Below are 22744 nucleotides of genomic sequence, written 5' to 3'. Positions count from 1 at the left end.
ATGAGAAGGCTGTTGGTTATTTACCGGTGCGGCGGCGTCAGCACGCTGGCGATCGCCTTCGGCAAGGTTTCCGGATAATCGCGGCTGAAGTGCAGGCCGCGGCTTTCGCGGCGCGACAGGGCGCTGTTGACGATCATCGAGGCTACGTCGACGAGATTGCGCAGTTCCAATAAGTCGTGCGTGATGCGGAAGTTGCGGTAGTACTCGTCGATTTCTTCCTTCAACAGGGCGATGCGGTGCTGGGCCCGCTCCAGGCGCTTGGTCGTGCGCACGATGCCCACGTAATTCCACATGAAGCGGCGCAGCTCGTCCCAGTTGTGCGAAATTACCACTTCTTCGTCCGCATCCGTGACCCGGCTTTCATCCCAGTCGGGCAGATACGGCGTGCCCAGCTTTTCCTTGCTTTCGATGTCCTGTGCGCAGGCGCGGCCGATGACGATGCACTCCAGCAAGGAATTCGACGCCAGGCGGTTCGCGCCATGTAAACCCGTGCAGGCCGTTTCGCCGACCGCATACAGGCCCGGCAAGTCGGCCCGGCCCGCCAGGTCCGTCACGACGCCGCCGCAGGTGTAATGGGCGGCGGGCACGATGGGGATAGGCTGCTTGGTGATGTCGATGCCCAGTTCCAGGCAGCGAGCGTAGATGGTGGGGAAGTGTTCGATGAGAAATTCGGCCGGCTTGTGGCTGATGTCCAGGTGCACGTAGTCGAGGCCGCGTTTCTTGATCTCGAAGTCGATGGCGCGCGCCACCACGTCGCGCGGTGCCAGTTCGGCCCGCTCGTCGTGCGCCAGCATGAAGCGCTGACCGGCCGCCGCGCCCGCTTCGGGCGGCAGTTTCAGCAAGCCGCCTTCGCCACGGATGGCTTCGGTGATCAAAAACGATTTCGCGTACGGATGGTACAAACAGGTCGGGTGAAACTGGATGAATTCCATGTTCGACACGCGGCAGCCGGCGCGCCAGGCCATGGCGATGCCGTCGCCGCTGGCCGTGTCCGGGTTGGTGGTATATAAATACACCTTGCCGGCGCCGCCCGTGGCCAGCACGGTGTGCTCGGCGGCAAACGTGAGTACCTTGCCGGTTTGCTCATCCTGCACGTACAGGCCGTGGCAATGCGGCTGCGCATTGCGCTGGGTCGGCTTCATGCCCAGCTTGTCGGAAGTGATCAGGTCGATCGCGCAATGGTGTTCGAACAGGCTGATGTTCGGGTGGGCACGGACTTTTTCTTCCAGGGTCACTTGTACGGCGTGCCCGGTGGCGTCGGCCGCGTGGATGATGCGGCGTTGGCTGTGTCCGCCTTCGCGGGTCAGGTGGAAACCCAGTTCGGCCGTGGCGTCGCGTGTAAACGGCACGCCTTGCTCGATCAGCCATTCGATGGCTTCGCGGCCGTGCTCGACGATGTAGCGCGTGGCGCTCTCGTCGCACAGGCCGCCGCCGGCGATCAGGGTGTCTTCGATGTGCTGCTGGTGGCTGTCGCCCGAGTCCAGCACGGCCGCGATCCCGCCTTGCGCCCAGTTGCTGGCGCCATCGAGCAGCGCGCGTTTGGAAATGATCGCGACGGTGCGCGTCTCAGCTAAATGCAGTGCAACCGATAAACCCGCCAGGCCACTGCCGACAATCGCTACATCAAATTTCATGACATTTATCTTTTTTCAGGGGAAGCATACTATAGTCCATTTCACATCAATCGGTAATGTGTTGAGATAAATTCTGCCAGTGAAAGATAGCTGGGGCCGTAGCTTGTGGCGTATCAATGTCTTGCTGGAACAGTTCGCCATGATGGCAAGACCGGCAGCAAGCCGCCTTGTGCGCGGCGTGCCGCCTTTGCCGCAGGAGGCCCCCATGATCCGCATCTTCAGCCATTACGTCTCGAAAACAGCGTTTATCTTGCTGTTGCTCGAAATTATGATCCTGCTGCTGTCGGCCGTCCTGACATCCCTGATGTGGCTGGCTGACGGCAGCCGCGTGCTGCGGGTGAGCGAGGTCTACCTGTCGTCCTCAATCTTCGCCCTGGTCATCGTTTTCAGCATGAGCGCGCTGGGCATGTACCAGCACCGCTCGCGCGAAGACATCCGCAACACGCTATTACGCATCCTGCCGTCGTTCGCGCTGGGTTTTGCCGTGCTCAGCGTCCTGATCCGTTTTATCCCTTCCTTGCATTTCGGGCGCGGCAGCGTGCTGATCTTCGGCCTGGGCGCCATCGGCGTGCTGCTGGCGCGCCTGGTGGTGTTCAAATCCTCGCAATCGGCGCTGATGGAAGGCCGGCTGATCCTCGTGGGCGGCGGGGCGCTGGCGCGCGAATGCATGGAGCTGGCGGCGAGCAAGATCGGTTTTCATCAGTTCACGGTGGTGGGCTGCATCGATGTGGCTGGCGAACAACGCTGTGTGCCGGCCTCGGCCTTGCTGCCGGCCGAAGCATCGCTGCTGGCCATGGCCCAGCGCCATGCCGCGCATGAGATCGTCGTTTCCCTCAGCGACCGGCGCAATGGCGCGTTTCCCGTCAAGCAATTGCTGGAATGCGCGCTGGGCGGCGTCAAGGTGATCGATGCGGCCACGTTTTTCGAGCGCGAAGCGTGCCAGATCCGCATCGATTCCTTGCAACCGAGCTATCTGATCTATGGCGGCGGTTTTGACCAGAGTTTTTTCCGCGCCACATCGAAGCGTTTGTTCGACCTTGCCGCCAGCGGCGTCATCTGTCTGGCCGCGCTGCCCGTGATGCTCGTGACGGCCCTGTGCATCCGCATGGAAGACGGCGGCCCCGTGTTTTACCAGCAAGAGCGGGTGGGGCGCGACGGCTTGCCCTTCAACGTGCTGAAATTTCGCAGCATGCGCTGCGATGCCGAGCGCGATGGCAAGCCGATCTGGGCGTTGGACAACGATGCGCGCATCACGCGCGTGGGCAAGCTGATCCGCAAGCTGCGCATCGATGAATTGCCGCAGATGCTCAATGTGTTTCGCGGCGAGATGAGTTTCGTCGGTCCCCGTCCCGAGCGCGCCTATTTTGTCGAGCAACTGAAGGAGCAGGTGCCGTACTACAACATTCGTCACAATATCAAGCCGGGCATCACAGGCCTGGCCCAAGTGCGCTACCAGTATGGCGCTTCCGTCGACGATGCCGTCAAGAAACTGCAATACGATTTGTATTACGTGAAAAACAATAGCCTGTTCCTCGACTTGCTGATCCTGCTCGACACGGTGCAGGTGGTGTTGTTTGGCAAGGGCAGCCGGTGATGCGGCAGCAGTCGGACTGGCTGGCGGCGGCCGACGCGGCGGCCCTCAGCCATGGCCTGGCGTCGCTGGCTTTCTTTGTGCTGGCGCTGCTGCTCATCAGCAACTGGCGCGCGCGGCAAAACGTGCGCGCCTTGCTGGTCGCCTGCCTGGCGACGGGCGGCTGGGCGACGGGCACGGTGGTGCTGGTGCTGCTGGGACAGCGCACCGCGCTGGCCGGCGATGCGCTCGAATTGCTGCGTACCCTGGCCTGGCTGGTGTTTTTGCTGCTGCTGATCGAACCGTCGCGGCCCCGTTTGCGCCTGCTGCTGGCCGGCATCGTCCTTACGGCGCTGGCGCCGTGGCTGCTCTCCATGGCCTCATCGTGGCTGGCGCTGCCTTTGCCGGCGCGCATCATCGCCAGTGTCTGCCGTTTGCTGCTGGCCGTGCTGGGCATGTTGCTGGTGGAACAGTGGTACCGCAACACGCCGCCCTTGAAACGCTGGGGCATCAAGTTTGCGTGCCTGGGCGTGGGCGGCTTGTTCGCCTACGATTTTTATCTGTACAGCGACGCCTTGCTGTTCCGTACGGTCAACGATGACATCTGGGCCGCGCGCGGCATCGTCGACGCCCTGTGCGCGCCGCTGCTGGCCGTCTCGGCCGCGCGCAATCCTGGCTGGGCGTTAGGCTTGTCCGTCTCGCGCCAGATGCTGTACCGCTCGGCCGCCTTGCTGGGCTCGGCCATCTATTTGCTGGCCATGGCGGCCAGCGCCTATTACTTGCGCTATTTCGGCGGCACCTGGGGTTCCTTCATGCAGATGGCTTACCTGGGCGGCGCGGCGCTGCTATTGGCTGGTGTGCTGTTTTCCGGCAGCTTGCGCGCCAAGCTCAAGGTGTACATCAATAAACATTTTTACAATGCCATCTTCGATTACCGCGAGGAATGGCTGAGATTTACGCGCGCGCTGTCCGAAGATGGCCCGGCCTTGGGCGAACGCACGATACAGGCCATGGCGCAGCTGGTGGAAAGCCGCGCCGGCGCGCTGTGGATCTTGCGCGAACAGGGGCAGTTCGCCCCGGCCGCCAGCTGGAACTGGCCGCCTGGCACGTGGAGCGAACCGGCGCTTGGCCCCCTGTGCCAGTTCCTCGAGGCACGGCAGTGGGTGATTGACGTGCCCGATTGCCAGCAAAACCCGCGCCAGTACGGCGGCTTGCGCTTGCCTCCCGCGCTGCTGGCGCTGCCCGACGTGTGGCTGCTGGTGCCCCTGATGCTGCATGGCCAGCTGTTCGCCTTTGTCGCGCTGGCGCGGCCCCGCACGCGCATCGGCCTGAACTGGGAAATCCGCGACGTGCTGAAAATTGCCGGCAGCCAGGCCGCCAGCTACCTGGCGCACCGCGAATCGCTCGATACCCTGACGGTGGCGCGCCAGTTCGACTCGTTCAACCGCATGTCCACTTTCATCGTGCACGACCTCAAAAACCTCGTATTTCAGCTGTCATTGTTGTTAAGCAATGCGGAAAAACACCGCGCCAATCCCGCTTTCCAGGAAGACATGCTGGGCACCCTGGACCATTCCGTGCAAAAAATGAAGACCTTGCTGCAGAAACTGGCGCGCGGCGAAGCGCCGGAAGCGCCCGCGCCGCTGCAGCTGGACGGCTTGCTGCGCCAGGCCGTTGCCGCCAAGGCCAGCCTGGCGCCGGCGCCCCGGCTGGAAATCGTCGATGGCGAGCTGACGGTGCTGGCCAACCGCGCGCGCCTGGAACGGGTGCTGGGGCACTTGATCCAGAACGCCATCGAGGCGACGGCCAGCGATGGCAAGGTGGCCGTGCGGCTGCGGCGCGTACAGCACACGGCCGTCGTCGAGCTCGATGATACGGGGCAGGGCATGAGCGAGCAATTCATCCGCGAACGTCTATTTACACCGTTCGACACGACCAAGACGGCGGGCATGGGCATCGGCGTCTTCGAAAGCCGAGAGTACCTGCGTGAAGTGGGCGGCAGCCTGGAAGTGCGCAGCGAGCCGCAAGTGGGCACGACGTTTCGCGTGATCCTGCCGCTGCATGCGCCTTTGGGGTCAGACCCGTCGGGTCTGACCCCAGACTTCCGTTGCCCTATCCACTGACATTAGGTGATCGAATGGCGAAACAAAAACTGCTGGTCATCGAAGACGATCCCGGCCTGCAAAAGCAGTTGCACTGGAGCTTTGACGGTTACGAGGTGCTGCTGGCGGGCGAGCGCGAGGCGGCGCTGGCGCTGGTGCGGCGCCACCAGCCGGCCGTCGTGACGATGGACCTGGGCTTGCCGCCCGACCCGGACGGTGCCACGGAAGGCCTGGCCACCCTGCAGCAAATCCTCGCGCTGGCGCCGGACACGAAAGTCATCATCCTGTCGGGCAACCAGGAGCGCGCGCATGCCTTGAAAGCCATCGCGCTGGGCGCCTACGATTTCCACCAGAAACCGTTCGAGGCCGACATGCTGGGCCTGGTCATCGCCCGCGCGTTTTATCTGCACGCGATGCAGCAGGAAAACCGCCGCATGCTGCAAACGCAGGCCGATTCCCCTCTGGCCGGCATCGTCAGCCGCGATCCGGGCATGCTGAAACTGTGCCGCAACGTGGAAAAAGTGGCGCCCTCGTCGGCCAGCGTGATGCTGCTCGGCGATTCGGGCAGCGGCAAGGAACTGATTGCGCGTGGCCTGCACGCGCTGTCGAGCCGCCATGCGCAACGCTTTGTTGCCATCAATTGCGCGGCGATTCCCGAAAACCTGCTGGAAAGCGAGCTGTTCGGCTACGAGCGGGGGGCATTTACGGGCGCGGCGCGGCAAACCCTGGGCAAGATCGAGCTGGCCCATGGCGGCACGTTCTTTCTCGACGAGATCGGCGACATGCCGATGGGGCTGCAGGCGAAACTGCTGCGCTTCCTGCAGGAACGGGTCATCGAGCGCGTGGGCGGGCGCGCCGAGATCGCCGTCGACGTACGCATCGTCTGCGCCACGCACCAGGATTTAAAGGTGCTGGCGGAGCAGGGGCGTTTCCGCGAAGACCTGTTTTACCGCCTCAGCGAAATCGTCCTGCGCATTCCGCCGCTGCGCGAACGGGCTGGCGATGCGGCCTTGCTGGCCCACCATTTCAAGAACAAGTTCTGCGCCAGCGAAGGGCGCAGCAACCTGCATTTCAGCGCGGGCGCGCTGCAGCTGATCGAAAGCTATGGCTGGCCCGGCAATGTGCGCGAAGTGGAAAACTGCATCAAGCGGGCCGTCATCATGAGTGACGGCCCGCAGATCGCGACAGACGACCTGGGTTTGCCCGCCAGCGCCCAGGCGGCGGCCCCGGATGAGCCGCTGAACCTGCGCCAGGCCCGCGAAGGGGCCGAATACAAGGTGATGGTGCGCGCGCTGGCGCGGGCCGACGGCAATATCGCCAGGGCGGCCGAACTGCTGGGCGTGAGCCGGCCCACCCTGTACGACCTGATGGGCCATCACGGCATCAAGTCGCAGCTTAATAGCTGAGTGTATTAAAAATCAAGATTGTGTAAGGCGTCGCACATACGCTGGCGCCGCCGTGGCGCATCCTTGCCTCATCCACAACAAGGAGGCGCCATGAACGCGATCACATTATTGATGCAGGACCACAAGGCCGTCAAAGCCCTGTTTGCCCAGTATGAAGGCTTGAGCGACCGCTCATTTGCCACCAAGAAAAAGCTGGCCGACCAGATCTGTCAGGAACTCACCGTGCACACGCAGCTGGAAGAAGAAATCTTCTATCCGGCCGTGCGCCGCCCGATCCACGACGGCGACCTGATGGATGAAGCCGTCGTCGAGCACGCCAGCGCCAAGGAGCTCATCGCGCAGATTGCCGCCATGGACCCGGCCGACGACCTGTACGACGCCAAGGTCAAGGTGCTGTCCGAGCAGATCGAGCACCACGTCAAGGAAGAAGAGGGCGACATGTTTCCCAAGGTGCGCGAGACGGCCGTCGACCTCGACGCGCTGGGCCAGGAAATGGCCGCGCGCAAGGAGCAACTGACGGGCGTGGCCGCCTGAACGGCTTAAAAAAATCAACAACCAAGGGAGTATTCCATGCAAGCTACACCATTGTCCGTGTCGGACCTGAACAATCCGGGCGTATCCTGGGGCGCCGTGCTGGCGGGCGCTGCCGCTGCGGCCGCCTTGTCCTTCATCCTGCTGATCCTCGGCGTGGGCCTGGGCCTGTCGTCCGTGTCGCCATGGTCGTTCAATGCGACGGCCATCGGCGTGTCGACCATCGCCTGGCTGGCCTTCATGCAACTGGCCGCCTCCGGCATCGGCGGCTACATGGCGGGCCGCCTGCGCGTGAAATGGAGCTCCATCCACACGGATGAGGTGCATTTCCGCGATACGGCCCATGGCTTGCTGGCCTGGGCCGTGGCCACCCTGATCACCGTGGCCGTGCTGGCCGGCGGCACGCGCGCCGTACTGAGCGGCGCCATCGATGCGGGCAGCGGCGTGGCGGCGGCGGTGTCCCCGGCCGCGGCGGCCGGTGCCGGGGCGGCAGGTGCCAAGGCGGGCGAGGGCGGCGACGTCAATCCGCTCGACTATTTCTCCGACATGCTGCTGCGTGCGGCGCCGGCGGCTGGTACGGGTGAGGCGGGCGGCACGGTCGCCGAGCAGCGCTTGGAAACCGGCAGGATCTTCGCCACCAGCCTGTCCACGGGCAGCCTGGCCGCCGATGACCGCGCCTATCTGGGCCAGGTCGTGGCCAGCCGTACGGGCCTGACGCAGGCGGAAGCGGAAGCGCGGGTCGACGCCGTCTACGCCCGCGCCGCCAAGGCCGCCGCCGATGCCAAGGCGCGTGCCCAGCAAGCGGCTGACACGGCCCGCAAGGCTGGCGCGCATACGGCGTTGTGGATGTTCGTCGCCTTGCTGCTGGGCGCTTTCGTGGCCAGCCTGGCGGCAACGTTTGGCGGCCGCCAGCGCGACCATGAACGAGTGCTGCGCCACGTGACCATTTAAGCCACCCATACAATCAAGGAGTCTGCCATGCGTTCCATCCTCTTGCTGCTGCTGGGTATTCCATTGCCCATCGTCATACTGATCGCCCTGTTCGTACGCTGACAAGGCCAACACCAGAACCGGCGCCCGCTGCAAGGTGGGCGCCGGTTTTTGCGTGAAAGCGGGCGCATGTGTAAGATGGCGCCATCTTTCCACCGAGACTATCCATGACCTTGACCGCCATCCGCCCCTTGCTGAAAACCGCCGCCATCGCTGCCTTCGCTTGTACCGTGCTGGCCGCGTGTTCCACCCTGATCGGCCCGCGCGACGTGAATGTGTCGCTGAGCAAGATGCAGCAAGGCCTGGAGCGCCGCTTTCCCATCGACAAGCGTGTGCTGTCCGTGCTGGACGTCAAGCTGACCCGCCCGCAACTATCCTTGCAGCCCGAGCGCGAAAGAGTCGCCCTCAGCGTGGACGCCAGCGTTTTGCCGCCATTCATACGCCAGAGCTGGCGCGGCAGCCTGGCCATGTCGGGCCGCCTCGTGCTCGACGCCCAGCGCAATGCCGTCTATCTGAGCGAGGCGAGCGTGGACAAGGTGACCATCGACGGCATGGACGAGTCGCAGCAGCGCCAGTTCGCCAAGGTGGCCAGCCTGGTGGCGGACCAGCTCATGCATGAAACGCCGATCTACACCTTCAAACCCGACGAATTGCGCTACGCGGGCGTGCAGTTCGTGCCGACGCAGATCAGGACCACGGGCAACGGCTTGACGGTGACGTTCGAGCCGGTGAAGTAAAGCCGGAGCCGAACCGCCCCCGTGCATGCGCCTGGCCCGGCGTACACATATATTGTGCTATAGTAACATTTACTTAAATAGTAACTTTTACTGATCTCGGGGCGAGCAATGATGCATATCAGCACGGCAGGAATTCAACGCGGGGCGCTGTCTGCCGCGGAAGGCAGCAAGCCATCCTCGGACAAGGCTCAGGCCGCACAGGCGCCGGCCGGCGCTGGCGCCGTGGCGGGCGATGTCGTCATTTCGACCCTGGCCGGGCGCCTGGCGAAAGCTTCGGAGGCCACCAGCGCCACCATCCGGGGCTTCGATCATGCGGCGCTGGGTGCGTGGGTGAATCGCAATACCGACGACATCCTGTATCCGCTGGACGCCGAACACAAGGCGGCGGCCGCCAAACAGCTGCCGCAACCGAATGACGCGGCATCGGCAAAGTCGGCCGCCGCTGCCACCGCTTATGTCGACCGGAAGGGCCCGAATCCGTTTGCCGGCTTGTCGCGCGAGCAATTGTCCGCCATTTCGAACGATGACAGCGGGACCTTTACCGTCAACGAGCGGCGCGCCGCCTTTATGCAGGCGTATCAGGAAGAAGAGGCCTGGCGCACCCAAGTCGTGGCGCAAGCCATGCATGAATACAATACTACCGGCAAGACGACCAATTTCTTCAAGTCGGTGCTGGCGCATTTCAATACATTGCCGCGTCTGGAGCAATCGCAGTATCCTGCCAATTATGCGAGCGACCTGGAAGACAAGATCAAGCTCGATTTTAATTATTTCAATCATGCGGCCGGCAATGGCGGGCCAACGCCGGGTTCGCTTGCGGATCTGCTGAAAAATCAGGGTAAAAAGACGGTGGACCTGTTCGATCTCCTGAGCCGCTGATTCCCGTAGTTATTCAACTGTCATTGTTGCGCGGCAAGCACGCGGACTATAATCCAGCCTCTCATGCCTGGACAAGCATGTTCCCCAACATGAAGTGAAAACAATTAAAGGAATCTTCGTGAAACGTTCGCTGATCAGCGCCGCCTGCTGCGCCTTGCTCGCCTTATCTTCGCCATCGCTGTACGCCCAAGCCTCCGATGCCGGCGCGCCCGTCTCCGGCATCGACCTGAAAACCCTGGACCCGGCCGTCAGCCCCCGGGATGACTTCTACGGCTACGTCAACGGCGTCTGGACCCGCAATACGGACATCCCGGCCGACAAATCCGTCTGGGGCACCTACATCGAATTGCGCGAAATCGCCCAGGGCCAGTTGCGCGGCCTGATCGACGCCACCCTGAAAAATCCCGGCAAGCCCGGCAGCGAAGCGCACAAGATCGCCGACCTGTACACGAGCTTCATGAACGACAAGGCGCGCAACGCGGCCGGCTTCAAGCCACTGCGCGCCGAGCTGGCCCGCGTCGCCGCCGTGAAAGACAAGAAAGACTTGCCGGCGCTGCTGGCCTATCTGCAAGGCAATGGCGTTGCCACGCCGTTTTCCGCCTATGTGGCGCCCGATGCGCAAGACCCCGAGCGCTACACGGTCAACATCAGCCAGTCCGGCCTGGGCTTGCCTGACCGCGATTACTACCTGAAGGATGACGACGCCAAGCTGCAAGCCGTGCGCGCCAAGTACCTCAAGCATATCGAGACCATGCTGGCCATGAGCGGCGACAAGGCCGCTGCCGCCCACGCGGCGCAGATACTCGACATTGAAACGCGCCTGGCGGCCGTGCAGTGGACGCGCGTGCAGATGCGCGACCCCGTCAAATCGTACAACCGGGTCGACTTCGACAAATTTACGGCACTGGCGCCGGCCTTCGACTGGAACGCGTATTTCACCGCCGCCGGCCTCGCGCCAAAGGCTACTTCTGCCGTCGTGCGCCAGCCCAGCTTCATGACAGGCTTTGCCGAGACCGTGGCCGCCGTGCCGCTGGAATCGTGGAAGAGCTATCTGAACTGGCGCATCATCGAAAGCTATGCCTCGTTCCTGGACAGCGCCACCGTCAAGGAACGCTTCGCCTTCGACGGCACGGTGCTGCGCGGCGTGCCGCAAAGCGAACCGCAGTGGCAGCTGGCGCTGCGCTTCACGGATAACGCCATCAGCGACGCCGTCGGCAAGCGCTACGTGGAAATGTATTTGCCGCCGGAAACCCGGCCCCGCGTGATGGCCATGTTCGACAATTTCGTCGCCTCGTTCAAGGATGGCATCGAGCAGCTCGACTGGATGGGCCCGGAAACCAAGAAAGAAGCCCAGCTCAAGCTGGCAGCGTTGAAGCCGAAGATCGCCTATCCCGATACCTGGCGCGACTACAGCAGCATGAAGACGCAGCCAAACGACCTGATCGCCAACGTGCGCGCCGCGCGCGCGTGGAGCCGTCAGCAAAACCTGGCCAAGCTGGGCAAGCCCGTCGACCGCGATGAATGGTCGATGACGCCGCAAACCGTCAACGCCAGCTACAGCCCGGCCCTCAACGCCATCACGATCCCGGCCGCCATTTTGCAGCCGCCATTTTTCAACGTGAAGGCGGAAGATGCCGTCAATTACGGCTTGCTGGGCATCACCTTCGGCCATGAAATCAGCCATGCCTTCGACGATTCGGGCAGTCAATATGACGCCAAGGGCCGCTTGCGCAACTGGTGGACGGCAGAAGACCGCACGGCCTTCAAGGCGCTGGCCGCCGGCCTCGTCAAGCAATACGGCGCCTATAGCCCCGTGCCGGGCTACCACATCAATGGCGAGCTGACCCTGGGTGAAAACATCGGCGACAATTCCGGCCTGTCGATCACCTACAAGGCCTACCAGCGCTCGTTGAACGGCAAGCCGTCGCCGGTCATCGATGGCTTGACGGGCGAACAGCGCCTGTACATCGGCTTTGCGCAGAAATGGCGCGCGAAACTGCGTCCCGAAGCGGCCATCGCGCAGATCAAGAGCGATCCGCATTCGCCGGGCGAATTCCGCGCCAAGGGCACGGTCAAGAACCAGCCCGGCTTCTACGAAGCGTTCGGCATCAAGCCGGGCGACCCGATGTATCTGCCGCCCGAGCAGCGCGTGATCATGTGGTAAGGATGGTTTAAGCAGCTCACCGCGCCGGGGACTATTCCTTGGCGTGGTTGAGCGTGTACCTGGGCAGTTCGAGCGTCAGGTCTGCGTTTGACACGCGGGCCTGGCACGACAGGCGCGAGTGGGGCTGCAAGCCCCAGGCCTGGTCGAGCATGTCTTCCTCATTGTCGCCCAGTTCGTTGAGCGAGTCGAAACCCTGCACCACGACCACGTGGCAGGTGGAACAGGCACCCACCTGGCCGCAGGCGTGTTCTATATCTATTTTGTTGCGCTGCAATGCATCGCAAATGCTCATGTTCTCGGGCGCGTCGAACACGGCGCCTTCCGGCGCCAGCTCGGGATGGGGCAGGACGGTGATTTTTGGCATGCGGGATTCTCCTTGATGTCGCTTGAATACCGCTACCTTGAACCTTCCCGCCTTGACAAGGTCAAGCGCAACTTGCGCCTGAATTCTGCGTGGCGATGGCCAACGTGCCGGCCCCAACTGCGCTCATGCCAGGATTCTGAAGCGCGATGTGGAGTAGAGGGAAAACGGAAAAAATCGGGCGCTAAGCCAAGCTGTTCTGAAGCCCAGACGTAATCTCTTTTCAGATTGATGTATTTCCAGTCGGCCCAAGTGCTCAGGCGACTATAACGGGATGGCCCGTAATTCGCCCGTGCGCCCCATTTCAACGATACGTTTGAGTGTCACGCGCTTGAACACCGGCTTGCATTGACCGCAGTAGAAATCTTTGATGCCCACTTTCCCCGAGATCGACTGCGGACGCACGACGCCGCTGAAGATGAGCACTTGCACAGCTTCGCGGTCGGGCGCTCCTTTCACAGGATTGGTGGCCAGTCCGCTGTAGTACTCGGCGGTGAAGGTCAGCAATTTCTTCTTCGTATCGTATGTCATCTCTTTGATGGTGGCTCTGACCGGTTCGGAGGTGCCGATGGCGACAGCGACATGGCCTATCGTTTCCGCTACGCGTTGGTAAAGCACGATGTCGTATCCGGAGACAAAATGTGGATCGTCAGCGCCTTCGGTCCGCATATTCGAGTAGTAGCCAATCAAGCGCGCCGGCACGGACACTACAGCGTGCGCCGTCGGCAGGAGACCTGCGGCGATCAGAAAGGCGGCGAAAAATTTCATATGAATGTCCCGTAGTTGACCAGTGCGGTTTATCGGCATTTCCGCCAATGTATTTTTTAACGCCATAAGTCAACCCAACTGCTTTGAGCTGCAAGTTCATACGTTGTCGGACCTTCGGCGAGCGCCGTCTGCGCCTTCGCCGCCAGACCGTTCATACCAGCAGTGGCCAGTTGACTTGGCGCGCAGCAAGCGTCTCGTCGCCGCAGCGCTTGCGCCAACTGAACAGCTGATTGGTGTTGATCTTCAGATCGCGGGCAAGCAGCGAAACGGATGCCCTGTCAACCTGAGTACGCGCCACAGCGGCACGCTTGAATTCATCGCTGTGCTGGCGATACGGGGGAAGACGGTGGTAGGCCGACCCTTGCCTTACATCTTCGACGCCGGATGTTCCGCCAGCGGGACAAACTGGCCGGTAGCCTCGTCGAGCGCGTCGAGCGAGCCATTTTCGATGTCATACACCCAGCCATGCAGGGTCAGGCGTTTTTGCGTGATGCCCAGCGCCACCGAAGGGTGGGTGCGGATGTTGTTGAGTTGCGCCACCACGTTGGCCCGCACCATGCCGTCGATGCGCTCCTGTTCCGTGGCATGTTCGATCGACTCATTGATCATGCGCGCCGCATCCGCGTGCCGCAGCCAGTTCTTGACCGCCGGCATGTGTTCGAGGCAGGTGCAGGTGGCGATGGCTTTCATCGCGCCGCAATCGGAATGGCCGCAAATGACGATGTCCGTCACATTCAGGGCGGCGACGGCAAATTCGACGGACGCGCTCACGCCGCCCGGTTCCGGGCCAAACGAAGGCACGATGTTGCCCGCGTTGCGGATGACGAACAGTTCGCCAGGTTCGCGCTGCGTCACCAGTTCCGGCACCATCCTGCTGTCGGAGCAGGAAATGAACAGGGCCTTGGGTGTCTGTCCCGTGGCCAGGCTCTTGAACAGCTCTCGGCGTTCAGGAAAGACTTCCTTCTGGAAACGTAGAAATCCGGCAATGATGTCGCGCATAAATAAAAGAAAAGAGTGGTGTGAGCCCGTATTATCGCCGATGTCAGCGCGGCTGGCTTGCCGGCGGGCCGTTTTGAGGGCCGGCAAGGCAGCGCTCGAGATGCCCGAGCAACTGCAGGAACACGCGTCTATCCGCAATATGATTCATCGTTTTGCTCGTCAATACGTCGCTGCCGGCCGCGGCCACGGCAGCGCGGGCTTGCAAGCAGGCCGCGTGCAGTTGCGCGCGGTCAAGCTCAAGCAGGGCCGTATCGATACTTTCGCACGTGAAATCGAAGGCGTCGATGCCGCAGCAGCCGGCGTCGCAATGCGTTTCCAGGCGGCAGATCAGCGGCCATAATCCGGCCAGCAGGGCGTCGATGTCGAGCGACTGCTCGTAGCGGCCGTCAAGGCTGATGAACTCGATCCATGTCTCATCGCCGATCTGGATATCGTGCTTGCGGTCGCGTTCGGTCATTTTGTAGATTCTCCTGGCGGGGACATCGCATTATAAAAAAAACCGCCCGAAGGCGGTTTTGTCAAAGAGGCAATGTAACGCCTAGATAAAGTAGATCAGCGCGATGATGCCCACCACCAGCGCCACGCGGGTAACCTGGTACGCCGTCTTGTTCCACGCCTTGAAGCGGCGGCGGTACTGGCCCATGGTCCAGGAAATCTGGAACAGCTTGCTCACGCCGCCGACCTGGTCGCCCAGTTCGTTTGGCGAGGCGGCTGCCGTCATCAGGGTGCGGCCCAGCCAGCGGTTCAAGCCTTGCGCCCAGCGGTAGCGCATCGGGCGTTCGATGTCGCAGAACAGGATGATGCGGTCGCTGTCGGCATCGTTGCGGGCCCAGTGGATATACGTTTCATCGAACATCACGGCCTGGCCGTCGCGCCAGCTGTGGCGCTCGCCATCGACGTCGATGAAGCAGCGGTCATCGTTCGGCGTCTGCAAGCCCAGGTGGTAGCGCAGGGAGCCGGCGAACGGATCGCGGTGCGGGTTGAGCTTGCCGCCTTGCGGCAGCTCCGCGAACATGGCCGCTTTAATCGAGGGAATCGATTGCAGCAGCGCATAGGTCTGCGGGCACATCTGCTGTGCCGACGGGTGGTTCGCGTCATACCATTTCAGGTAGAAACGCTTCCAGCCATATTTAAAGAAGGAATTGAAACCCACGTCATTGTTCTTTTCAGCGGCCTTGATCTTTTTCATTTCCTGCATGCGCAGCGCTTCATCGCGGATGATTTGCCAGTTCTGCTGCAGCGGCGCCAGTTCCGGGAATTGCTCGACGGCTAAATATGGCGTGGCCGGCACCTTGGAAAAGGTGTGCATGAACAGGTTCAGCGGCGCCATGAACGAGGAATGATCGAAGATCTGGCGGCGGAACGGCAGGCGCACCTTGCCCCGAAAATGAATATGTAAAACAGAAAACACAAAAATGCCCAGCAAGGCCCACTTCATACACAACCTCGTTTTTTAAGAATGGGGCAATTATAACCAGTTAATGCCATCGCCACCCCGGGCCACGGTGAAGGAAAGATGAAGCGGCGCATATGGGCGCGCTGTCCTACAATGGCCTTTTCTCCTTACTTATCCGAGGCAACAATGGAAATCTGGCACGCACCGCTCGACCTGGCTATCCTCAACGCCGCCAGCGAGGGCACGGCCATGCGCCACCTGGGCATCGTATTCACGGCTTTCGGCCCCGACTGGATCGAGGCGACCATGCCCGTCGACCACCGCACCATGCAGCCTTTTAAACTGCTGCATGGCGGCGCTTCCGTGCTGCTGGCCGAAACCCTGGGCAGCATGGCCGCGAATGCCTGCCTCGATTCGCGCCGGTACGTGAGCGTGGGCCAGGAAATCAACGCCAACCATTTGCGCGGCGTGCGCGGCGGCCTGGTGACGGGGCGCGCCACGCCGATCCACCGGGGCCGCACGAGCCAGGTCTGGGAAATCCGCATCACTGGCGACGACGGCAAACTGTGCTGCATTTCGCGCATCACCATGGCCGTCATCGACGCCCCAGAGCAGAGTTGATTGTCTTTTTTGATATGCGTCAAGGCACTAAAAGTGGACACGTGGAATCATCCATAACGCTGTTCGCTTATAATTCAGTGTGCTGTTGTTTGGCGCAGGGGGAGTACCCTACGCGCCGACATTGCCCGAAATTAGAAGCTGACTGCCCAAAAAACGCCAGTTAGAGACCCATCCCGCGCCATGCGGGAAAGGCAAGACGACGGCGAGCAGATCGCTGGTTTCCAAGTAACCAGCAACAATCAACTTTATTACAGGGCAATAACAACAATGATGTCATTCAATCGTTTGACGATAGGCGCGCGCCTGAGCGCAGGCTTCGGGCTGCTGGTGCTACTGATGCTGGTACTGGCCGCCTTCGCGCTGCTGCGCATCGGCGCCATTTCCGGCGCCATGGACGCGCAAGAAAAAGTCCAACTGGAAAAACTCGAACCGCTGTACGTGGCGCGCGAAGCGCTCGACCAGACGGGCCTGGCCGCCCGCAACGCGTATATCTTCCATGACCAGGCTGCCGCCGAGAAAGAGCTGGCCATCCTCGACAGCCAGAAAGCGCTGTACCTGGAAGCGCTGGCGCGCCTGGCGCCGCAGTTCGTTGGCGATGCGCAATTCGAGAAAGTCAGCACGGGCTTGAAAGCCATGGCGCAGGAATTGCAGCGTCCGCGCCAGTTCCGCGCCACGGGACAGATGGAGCAGTACGGCACCTTCCTCGTCGAGGAGTGCAGCCCTTTGCGGCGCCAGATCGTCGCCGACATCGACACGGTGCTGAAATCCGTGCAGCGCGAATCGGAGCAGGCCAGCGTGGCCGCGCGCGCCATCTACGGCCAGTCGCTGCGCTGGATCGGCGTGCTGGCCGCGCTCAGCGTGCTCATTTGCATAGCCGTGGCTACCGTCATCACGCGCGGCCTGCTGCGCCAGCTGGGCGGTGAACCGGCGTATGCGGCCGCGATTGCGGGGCGCATCGCGCTCGGTGAACTGGCCATCGACGTGCACACGCGCCACGGCGACGACAGCAGTTTATTGTTTGCGATCAAGACCATGCGCGACAACCTGGCCGCCATCGTCGGCAAGGTGCGCCACGGTACGGAAAGTATCGCCACGGCATCGACCGAGATCGCCTCGGGCAACCGCGATTTGTCGCAGCGCACGGAGCAGCAGGCCGGCTCACTCGAAGAGGTGGCGTCATCGATGGAAGAACTGATTTCCACCGTGCGCCAGAATGCGGACAACGCCCAGCAGGCGAACCACCTGGCGCGCGAAGCGTCCAAGGTCTCGGAGCAGGGCGGCAAGGCGGTGGCCGAAGTGGTGCACACCATGGGCCTGATCAATGCTTCATCGAACAAGATCGTCGACATCATCGGCGTGATCGACAGCATTGCCTTCCAGACGAATATCCTGGCCTTGAACGCGGCCGTGGAAGCGGCGCGCGCCGGTGAACAGGGACGCGGTTTTGCCGTCGTCGCCACGGAAGTGCGCAACCTGGCGCAACGCTCAAGCGCCGCCGCGCGCGAAATCAAGCTGCTGATCGACGATTCCGTCAGCAAGGTGGGCACGGGAACCTTGCTCGTCGAGCAAGCTGGCGTCACCATGCACGACGTGGTGGCCGGCATCGGCAGGGTAACGGGCATCATGGCCGAGATCAGCCACGCCACGCAGGAGCAGGGCGCCGGCATCGAGCAAGTCAACCGCGCCATCGTCGACATGGATCGCGTGACCCAGCAGAATGCGGCCCTGGTCGAGCAGGCGGCCGCCGCCGCGCACGAATTGCAGCAGCAGGCGGCGCAGCTGGAACAGGAAGTGGGCATTTTCAAACTCGCCAAGCCGGCCAACGGACCGCTGCGCCTCGCCGCTTGAGGCGGATGGCACTTTAGCGCGGCGTGCGCCACCAGGCATATTCCGCGCTACAATGAGCGCTGGATCACCGCCAGGACTTCTCATGCAAGTGCGCAGCAGCCATGATCTATCCAGCCCGGACGACGACAAACCGGCGCCGCCCGTGCTGCAGCTGGCCCTTGCCGGTCTCGGCTGGGGTCTGCTCACCTGCATGCTGTGCTTTGCCATCCTGTTTATCACCAAATGGCTGTTGCCGCCCGAATACTGGGGCGCGCACACGGGCTTGTCCAAGTTCAAGCGCGAAATGTCGCTGCCGCTGCTGGTGTTCTGGGTCGTCATCTATTCCCCCATCCTGGAAACCTTCCTCGGCCAGTTGCTGCCGCTGGAAATCCTCCGCCGCCTGGGCTCCAGCCGGCAACTGAGCGTTTTTATCGGCGCCATCCTGTGGGCCGTCGTGCATTTCATCAGCGGCGGCTTGCTGCACGCCATCGTCGCGCTGGGGTCGGGCGCCATGTTCAGCTTTGTCTACCTGCGCTACCGCGGCCCCAGCGTGGCCGTTGCCTACGCGACAACGGCGTTCGCGCGCGCCTGCAACAATATCGCCATCCTGGTGGCGGTGTTCTACGGCCTGGACGCCTAAAGCACCGTCCAAAACCTACTGCGCGTCGGTATAGGCGGCCTGCGATGCTCACCGTACTCTAGTACGGTTGCGCTTCTCGACCACCTCTACCTTCCGCTCGCTACGGTTTTGTCAGGCGCTTTTCTTTCTTCCTGAGCAGATACGGCACCAGCGCCGCCAGCGCCACGGCCAGCAACGCCAGGCCGAGCAGCAGCTGGCGGAAGGCGGCGTCATAGCTGGCGCGCAGCAGCGCTTCCTGGCCGCCCAGCAGCTGTGTCGCCTGCTCGATATCGCCGAGCGCGGCGCGGCTGGCGGCGGCCAGCACGGGTAGCTCGGCTGGCAGTTGATGCGCCAGGCCCGCGCCGATCAGGCCGGCCAACAAGGAACCCGCCAGCGCCAGCGCCACCCCGTCGGCGCTGACGCGCACGGTATTGAAGATGCCCGTCGCCATGCCGGCCCGCTCCGTTTCCACCACGCTCAGGGCCATGCCATCCATCAAGCCCCACGGCAAGCCTATGCCCACGCCGATCAGCAGCAGGGGGCCGGCCAGCGCCGCGGTGCCGCCATGGCCCAGCACCTGCGCCAGCCAGGCCAGGCCCGCCGCGGCCAGCAGCAGTCCCGCCGCGCACAGGGCGCCCGTCTCGACCCAGCGCGACAGCAGCGCCGCCAGCATGGGCACGAGCAGCAGCGGCGCTGCCAGGGCGATCATCAAACGGCCCGCCGCCAGCGCGGACATATCATCGATGCCGATGAAGCGCCCCGGCAGCATGACGATGAGCACGATGAACAGGAAGGCGGGCGAGGCGGCCAGCACTTGCACGGCGACAAAGCGGCGCTGGCGGAACAGCGACAAATCCAGCATGGGGCGCGCCGTCCTGCGCTCGATGGCGACAAAGGCGAGGAACAGCAGTACGGATGCGGCGACGGACACCAGCACGGCGCCGTGGCGCCAGCCGTGTTCGGGCGCCAGCAGCATGCCCAGGGTCAGCAGGCCCAGCGCGGCGCTGAAGCTGATGGCGCCGGGCCAGTCCAGCCGGCCCTGGCCGCGCGCCGGATCGGCCGGCACGCTGACCCATACCAGCAGCATGCCGATGGCGCCCAGCACGGCCGTGGCATAAAAGATGGCGGGCCAGCGGGCCAGCGCCAGCATGGCGCCGGCCGCCAGCGGACCGAAGGCCAGGCCCAGGCCGAACGTCGTGCCCAGCACGCTCATCACGCGGCTGCGCGCCGCGCCGTGGAACAAGGGCGCCAGCGAGGACATGGCGGCGGCGAACGCGGCCGCGCCGCCCAGGCCCTGCACGAAGCGCAGCACGGCGATCCAAGCCACCGATGGCGCGTGGGCGATGGCCAGTGTCGCTACGCAAAACAGCGCCAGGCCCGCCAGCCAGACGCGGCGCCGTCCCAGCACGTCCGTCAGGCTGCCGGCCACCATCATGGCGCTGCCATAGCTGAGGATATACGCATTGATGACCCAGTTCAGGGCGGCGGCGCTGCCGTGCAATTCGGCGCCGAGGGCGGGCAGGGCCACGGCCGGGCCCGTGAAGCACAGGGGAATCAGCAAGCCCGTCAGGCAAGCGGCCAGCACTTGCAGGGGGAGTGAAAGACGTAAGGAAGAGGACATGGGTGTGGGATATGAAAGAAAGAGGGGCGAGTATGGCGCGCCCGTCATTGAAGAAAAATAGGCTAAACTGATCAACATATCGGACAAAAATGTCGTGAATGGAGCGCAAATGGATAGCTTGGGTGGCATCGCCATGTTCGTGCAGGTGGCTGACAGCGGCAGTTTTTCGGCTACGGGCCGGCTGCTGGGACTGTCATCGTCGGCCGTCGGCAAGAGCGTGGCGCGCATGGAGGCGCGGCTGGGCGCGCGCCTGTTCCAGCGCAGCACGCGGCACCTGGCATTGACGGCGGAAGGGGAAAAATTCCTGCAGCGCTGCAAGCGCATCCTGGCCGAGGTGGAAGCGGCAGAGCGCGAGCTCGGTGAATCGGGCGGCGCGCCCAGCGGCCGCCTGCGCATCAGCCTGCCACGCTACAGCGGCCTGTTCGAGCCGGCCATCGGCGCGTTCATGCAAGCCTATCCCGCCATCGAACTCGACCTTGATTTTTCCGACGCCATGGTCAACATCGTCAGCGACGGCTTTGACGCGGCCGTGCGCACGGGCGAGCTGGCCGACTCAAGCTTGATGCGGCGCAAACTGTGCACCTTCCGCCGCCTGCTGCTGGCGTCGCCTGCCTACCTGGCGCGCCATGGCCGGCCCGCCGATGGCGCCGCGCTGCTGCGGCATGCGCGCCTCGACTACCGCTTTCCCGCCACGGGCCGCCTGGAGCAATGGCCGCTGATGGACGAGACTGCCCAGCCGGCGCCCGGCATGGTCTGCAACAGCGTGGAAATGCGCGTCTACCTGGCCGTGCAGGGGCAGGGCATCGCCTACCTGCCCGCGTTTGCCGTGCAGCGCGAGCTGGCGGCTGGGCAACTGGTCTCGTTGCTGGACGAGCATACGCAGGCGCGCACGGCCTTCTGGCTGCTGTGGCCAGCCAGCCGCCACCTGCCGCCGCGCCTGCGCGTGTTCATCGATTTCCTGGTGCAGCAGTTGCAGGATCAGACTTTTGGCGCCTTGCCATGACGGCGGATGCTTCCCTGACGGCCTTGCAGTTGCATGTGGCCGGCGCTACCGTGCGCGCGGCGCCCGGCAGATAAGCGCCATCTCGCCAAACTTTGAAGCCTGCGTATTTCTGGCGGCCTACTCCACGCTTTCCATCGATGCCACCGTGTCGAAAATATGCGCCAGCGCGCTTTCCATGGCGCCGGCGGTCGCGTCGCCGCTCTGGTTGGTGATGATGAAGACCCCCAGCTGATATTTGGGAACGACCCAGGCGTAGCTTTGCGCACGCGGCACGCCGCCATGGTGTACATAATGCGTGCCCAACTGGCTATTGCTGCCGATGTTCCAGAAGTAGCCAATGCTGAAGTCGTCCTGAAAGCGCACCAGCGGCTGGTGCGATTCGATGACTGCGGGATGGGCGCTCAATTGCAGGCGCAGGTATTTTGCCATGTCCGGCAAGGTCGACTTCAGGTTGCCGGCCGCTCCCCAGGGCAGTTGCGGCATCGGTGTTGTCACGACGGGATTGTCGCTGTGGTAGCCGGGCGCCAGCCGGCCGGCATCCGTGGCGGCGATTCTCAGTCTGGTAGCGTGCATGCCCGCTTCGCGCGCGAGGAATTGCGCGAGCAGGACTTCATAGGGCATGCCGTAGATTTTTTCCAGCGTGTGCGCAATGAGTTCGGTGCCGGCGCTGGAATAGGCGTAGTCCTTGCCTAGCGGACCTGAGATGCTGACTGTGTGCAAGTCTTGCCAGAACTGCTGCTGTCCGTAGCTGGCGTAGGCCGCATTGAGCTTTGCCGGCGTGGCGTGTGCGGTGAAATCCTTCAATATGCTGTTCACCTGCAATGGCAGCATGCCCGGCATGGTGCTGGTGTGCGTGATCAAATGGCGCAAGCGCACTGGCTGCCCCTGCCACTGCAGGTTCGGGTAGGCGGCCGGCAGGTACTTTTGGATGGGATCGTCGAGCGCCGCCTTCCCATCGAGCACAGCGTTCGCCAGCAGCAGGCCGGCAAAAGTTTTGCTGACCGAGCCGATTTCATACAGCGTTGTATCGTTCGGCGGATTGGCTTTGCCGGTCTCCAGCTCGCCTTGATGCAGCATGAATTCCTTGCCGCGATACACGACGGCAATCGAGGTCGCGTGCAGCAATGTTGACTGCAGCAGGGTGGTCGCGGTCTGGCGCATGGCCGCGGGAATGTCATGCGCAGGAGCCGTGGCTGCGGGCTTGCAAGCTGCCAGCGCGAGTGTCATTACAGTGATGCTTGCGGCGAGTTTGGTCATCATGCGCACCATCCAGGGGGGAGGGGCATTCTCGCACAATGGATGCAGCGGCGACAGAAAAAACCTGGCAAAAGTTCCTATTCTTTCCTCCATGTAGTGTGACATTTGCATGACAAATAACAGTGGCTGTCCCGTTTGACCGTCATTAAGGCGTGCATGCGAGGCGACGCTCAAGCGCTCGCCGTCCATGCGCCGAAAGTGCCGGACCGTTGAAGGTGCACGCTGAATGGCAGGTGGATGCGGCCGGGACTTTTGCCTT

General features: G+C 62.9%; 20 protein-coding genes and 1 pseudogene. 12 read left to right on the top strand and 9 right to left on the bottom strand.

What is annotated here, in order from left to right:
- Window positions 1-20 precede the first annotated feature (20 nt).
- On the bottom strand, window positions 21-1634 hold the full coding sequence (nadB, locus tag ACPJXG_RS14515) for an L-aspartate oxidase (RefSeq protein ID WP_034787348.1): 1614 nt from the start codon (window positions 1632-1634) through the stop codon (window positions 21-23).
- A gap of 205 nt (window positions 1635-1839) precedes the next feature.
- Here nadB and ACPJXG_RS14510 point away from each other — a divergent pair, with 205 nt between their 5' ends.
- The 8 genes from ACPJXG_RS14510 to ACPJXG_RS14475 all read left to right on the top strand — a co-directional run bounded on the left by ACPJXG_RS14510 (window position 1840) and on the right by ACPJXG_RS14475 (window position 12013).
- Entirely contained in the window at window positions 1840-3228 is a 1389-nt protein-coding gene (locus ACPJXG_RS14510; RefSeq protein ID WP_425251466.1) for a TIGR03013 family XrtA/PEP-CTERM system glycosyltransferase, read from the top strand.
- Window positions 3228-5327: an XrtA/PEP-CTERM system histidine kinase PrsK gene (prsK, locus tag ACPJXG_RS14505; RefSeq protein WP_425251465.1), complete on the top strand. Its 2100-nt coding sequence runs from the start codon at window positions 3228-3230 to the stop codon at window positions 5325-5327. The genes ACPJXG_RS14510 and prsK overlap by 1 nt, the downstream gene beginning before the upstream one ends.
- Before the next feature lie 14 nt (window positions 5328-5341).
- A complete protein-coding gene (gene prsR, locus ACPJXG_RS14500) occupies window positions 5342-6712 on the top strand; it encodes a PEP-CTERM-box response regulator transcription factor (protein ID WP_425251464.1) in 1371 nt (456 codons plus the stop codon).
- A 90-nt stretch (window positions 6713-6802) separates the two neighbouring features.
- Window positions 6803-7246, top strand: coding sequence for a hemerythrin domain-containing protein (locus tag ACPJXG_RS14495; protein WP_402718165.1), 444 nt, complete (start codon window positions 6803-6805; stop codon window positions 7244-7246).
- Between the two features lie 36 nt (window positions 7247-7282).
- On the top strand, window positions 7283-8194 hold the full coding sequence (locus ACPJXG_RS14490) for a hypothetical protein (protein ID WP_425251463.1): 912 nt from the start codon (window positions 7283-7285) through the stop codon (window positions 8192-8194).
- A 206-nt stretch (window positions 8195-8400) separates the two neighbouring features.
- Window positions 8401-8970, top strand: a complete 570-nt coding sequence (locus ACPJXG_RS14485; RefSeq protein ID WP_035818645.1) for a DUF1439 domain-containing protein — start codon at window positions 8401-8403, stop codon at window positions 8968-8970.
- Between the two features lie 108 nt (window positions 8971-9078).
- Window positions 9079-9849, top strand: coding sequence for a hypothetical protein (locus ACPJXG_RS14480; protein WP_425251462.1), 771 nt, complete (start codon window positions 9079-9081; stop codon window positions 9847-9849).
- Window positions 9850-9967: 118 nt separating this feature from the next.
- A complete protein-coding gene (locus ACPJXG_RS14475; RefSeq protein ID WP_425251461.1) occupies window positions 9968-12013 on the top strand; it encodes a M13 family metallopeptidase in 2046 nt (681 codons plus the stop codon).
- A gap of 31 nt (window positions 12014-12044) precedes the next feature.
- On the opposite strand, the gene fdx is transcribed toward ACPJXG_RS14475, so the two are convergent.
- The 6 genes and pseudogenes from fdx to lpxO all read right to left on the bottom strand — a co-directional run bounded on the left by fdx (window position 12045) and on the right by lpxO (window position 15579).
- A complete protein-coding gene (gene fdx / locus ACPJXG_RS14470) occupies window positions 12045-12377 on the bottom strand; it encodes an ISC system 2Fe-2S type ferredoxin (protein WP_099401856.1) in 333 nt (110 codons plus the stop codon).
- 261 nt (window positions 12378-12638) lie between these two features.
- On the bottom strand, window positions 12639-13142 hold the full coding sequence (locus ACPJXG_RS14465) for a hypothetical protein (RefSeq protein ID WP_425251460.1): 504 nt from the start codon (window positions 13140-13142) through the stop codon (window positions 12639-12641).
- Between the two features lie 151 nt (window positions 13143-13293).
- Window positions 13294-13461: pseudogene (locus tag ACPJXG_RS14460) on the bottom strand (transposase); the annotation flags it as partial.
- 47 nt (window positions 13462-13508) lie between these two features.
- Entirely contained in the window at window positions 13509-14141 is a 633-nt protein-coding gene (locus ACPJXG_RS14455; protein WP_035818657.1) for a carbonic anhydrase, read from the bottom strand.
- 43 nt (window positions 14142-14184) lie between these two features.
- Window positions 14185-14598, bottom strand: coding sequence for a DUF6331 family protein (locus ACPJXG_RS14450; protein ID WP_051958501.1), 414 nt, complete (start codon window positions 14596-14598; stop codon window positions 14185-14187).
- An 81-nt stretch (window positions 14599-14679) separates the two neighbouring features.
- Entirely contained in the window at window positions 14680-15579 is a 900-nt protein-coding gene (gene lpxO / locus ACPJXG_RS14445; RefSeq protein WP_035818659.1) for a lipid A hydroxylase LpxO, read from the bottom strand.
- Window positions 15580-15723: 144 nt separating this feature from the next.
- Here lpxO and ACPJXG_RS14440 point away from each other — a divergent pair, with 144 nt between their 5' ends.
- The 3 genes from ACPJXG_RS14440 (at window position 15724) to ACPJXG_RS14430 (ending at window position 18625) form a co-directional block, all read left to right on the top strand.
- Entirely contained in the window at window positions 15724-16158 is a 435-nt protein-coding gene (locus ACPJXG_RS14440) for a hotdog fold thioesterase (protein WP_035818662.1), read from the top strand.
- Between the two features lie 267 nt (window positions 16159-16425).
- On the top strand, window positions 16426-18006 hold the full coding sequence (locus ACPJXG_RS14435) for a methyl-accepting chemotaxis protein (RefSeq protein ID WP_035818665.1): 1581 nt from the start codon (window positions 16426-16428) through the stop codon (window positions 18004-18006).
- Window positions 18007-18088: 82 nt separating this feature from the next.
- Window positions 18089-18625 carry a hypothetical protein gene (locus ACPJXG_RS14430; protein ID WP_425254694.1) on the top strand — a complete coding sequence of 179 codons (537 nt, stop codon included), beginning with the start codon at window positions 18089-18091 and terminating at the stop codon, window positions 18623-18625.
- 100 nt (window positions 18626-18725) lie between these two features.
- Here ACPJXG_RS14430 and ACPJXG_RS14425 read toward each other — a convergent pair whose 3' ends face one another.
- The gene (locus ACPJXG_RS14425) at window positions 18726-20225 is read right to left on the bottom strand and encodes an MFS transporter (RefSeq protein ID WP_425254693.1); all 1500 of its coding nucleotides are present in this window, start codon (window positions 20223-20225) and stop codon (window positions 18726-18728) included.
- 109 nt (window positions 20226-20334) lie between these two features.
- On the opposite strand from ACPJXG_RS14425, the gene ACPJXG_RS14420 reads away from it, so the two are divergent.
- The gene (locus ACPJXG_RS14420) at window positions 20335-21228 is read left to right on the top strand and encodes a LysR substrate-binding domain-containing protein (protein WP_425254692.1); all 894 of its coding nucleotides are present in this window, start codon (window positions 20335-20337) and stop codon (window positions 21226-21228) included.
- Window positions 21229-21345: 117 nt separating this feature from the next.
- On the opposite strand, the gene ACPJXG_RS14415 is transcribed toward ACPJXG_RS14420, so the two are convergent.
- Window positions 21346-22488, bottom strand: a complete 1143-nt coding sequence (locus ACPJXG_RS14415; RefSeq protein WP_425254691.1) for a serine hydrolase domain-containing protein — start codon at window positions 22486-22488, stop codon at window positions 21346-21348.
- Window positions 22489-22744 lie beyond the last annotated feature (256 nt).

Source organism: Janthinobacterium sp. NFX145, assembly GCF_049810325.1.
Classification (GTDB): Bacteria; Pseudomonadota; Gammaproteobacteria; order Burkholderiales; family Burkholderiaceae_D; genus Janthinobacterium; species Janthinobacterium rivuli.
This window is presented reverse-complemented; position numbering and strand designations above follow the sequence as displayed.